The sequence below is a fragment of the Enterococcus sp. 3H8_DIV0648 genome (assembly GCF_002140655.1).
GTDB lineage: Bacteria > Bacillota > Bacilli > Lactobacillales > Enterococcaceae > Enterococcus_A > Enterococcus_A hulanensis.
Window position 1 is genome coordinate 1,749,076 of the sequence record NZ_NGLG01000001.1, and the last position, 1,841, is coordinate 1,750,916.

Below are 1,841 nucleotides of genomic sequence, written 5' to 3' on the forward strand. Positions count from 1 at the left end.
TAAGAAAAATGAGCTTTATTATCCGCAAGTTGTTAATGATTGGTTAAAATGGATTTATCAAAAAGCTGAAAAGAATGAATTGGACTTAAAACGGATAACACCCCACGGTTTTCGATTTACTCACTGTAGTTTACTATTCGAAGCTGGTGCGTCAATTAAAGAAGTGCAGTCTCGTTTAGGTCACAAAGATGTTCAAACTACTATGAATATCTATGCTCAAGTAACACCTCAAATGATTGAGGATACAGGTGAAAAATTCGCTAATTATATAGGTTTTTAAGACGGTGTAAATTCCGGTGTAACAACAGAAAATGAAGAAAACAAAAAAACTAGAAACCTCACACATCAAGGTTTCTAGCTAATAAACAAGTATTACCCCACAGACCCTTCCATCTCATACTGAATCAGACGGTTTAGCTCCACAGCGTATTCCATTGGTAATTCCTTCGTAAATGGTTCAACAAATCCCATAACGATCATCTCAGTCGCCTCTTGCTCAGAAATGCCGCGACTCATTAGATAGTAGAGTTGTTCCTCGGAGATTTTTGAAACTTTCGCTTCGTGCTCTAAAGAAACATTGCCATTCAAAATTTCATTATAAGGAATCGTATCCGAACTTGATTGATCATCCATGATGATCGTGTCACATTCGATATGGCTGAATGAACCAGCACTGTTCCGGCCGAAGCGGACGGTTCCGCGGTAATCTACCGCACCGCCATCTTTGGCGATGGATTTTGAAACGATCGAGCTGGATGTGTTTGGTGCGTTATGGATCATACGAGCACCGTTATCTAGCACAATGTTTTTACCGGCTACAGCGATCGATAGCATTGTACCGCGCGCGCCTTTGCCTTCCATATAGACACTTGGGTATTTCATGGTTACTTTTGAACCTAAGTTGCCATCAACCCATTCCATTGTCGCGTTTTCTTGGGCTTGTCCACGTTTAGTTTCCAAGCTGTATACGTTGTTTGACCAGTTTTGGATCGTAGTGTAACGGCAGTAGCCATCTTTTTTAACGAAAACTTCTACGACTGCAGCATGCAAGCTATCTGAAGAGTACGTTGGTGCGGTACAGCCTTCTACATAGTTGATACTTGCACCTTCGTCCACGATGATCAATGTACGTTCAAATTGTCCAGTATTTGCCGAATTGATTCGGAAATACGACTGGATCGGAATCTCAGTTTGCACACCTTTTGGTACATAGATGAAGGTTCCGCCTGACCAAGCAGCTGAGTTCAATGCTGCCAATTTGTTGTCTGACGGAGGAACTAATGTCCCGAAGTATTCTTTAAATAGTTCAGGATATTCCTTCAAGGCTGAATCCGTATCGGTAAAGACGATCCCTAATTTAGTGAACTCGTCTTTCATGTTGTGGTACACCACTTCTGATTCGTATTGGGCAGAAGCACCAGCCAAGTATGCCCGTTCTGCTTCGGGAATTCCTAAACGTTCAAAAGTTGTCTTGATTTCTTCTGGTACATCGTCCCAATCGCGGGCTGGTTTGTCACTTGAACGAATGAAGTAATTGATTTTATCGTAATCCAGTTCGGACAAATCAGGTCCATAACCGGGCATGTCTAATTTTCTGAATGTTTCTAAGGATTTCAAACGGAAATCCAACATCCATTCGGGTTCTCCTTTTGCGTGGGAGATTTCACGAATGACTTCTTCTGATAGACCTTCGCCAGTCGTAAAGACCGGTTCGATATCATCGTGGAAGCCAAATTGATATTCCTCTTGCATTTCAGGTACACTCATGTATTCCCGCTCCTTATTCTTATTAATGTATTTATTTTTCTTACAGAAAAATAAGTTTGATGTTCATGCCGTAT

At 41.3% G+C, this 1,841-nt stretch carries 2 protein-coding genes; one reads left to right on the forward strand and one right to left on the reverse strand.

Translation table 11 applies throughout. From position 1 onward, the window contains the following. Positions 1-280 (forward strand): tyrosine-type recombinase/integrase (locus A5875_RS23610; RefSeq protein ID WP_176244641.1); only part of this gene is annotated, 280 nt, incomplete at its 5' end. A 92-nt stretch (positions 281-372) separates the two neighbouring features. Here A5875_RS23610 and sufB read toward each other — a convergent pair. Next, positions 373-1,767, reverse strand: a complete 1,395-nt coding sequence (gene sufB, locus A5875_RS08105; RefSeq protein ID WP_088933120.1) for a Fe-S cluster assembly protein SufB — start codon at positions 1,765-1,767, stop codon at positions 373-375. Positions 1,768-1,841: the final 74 nt, after the last annotated feature.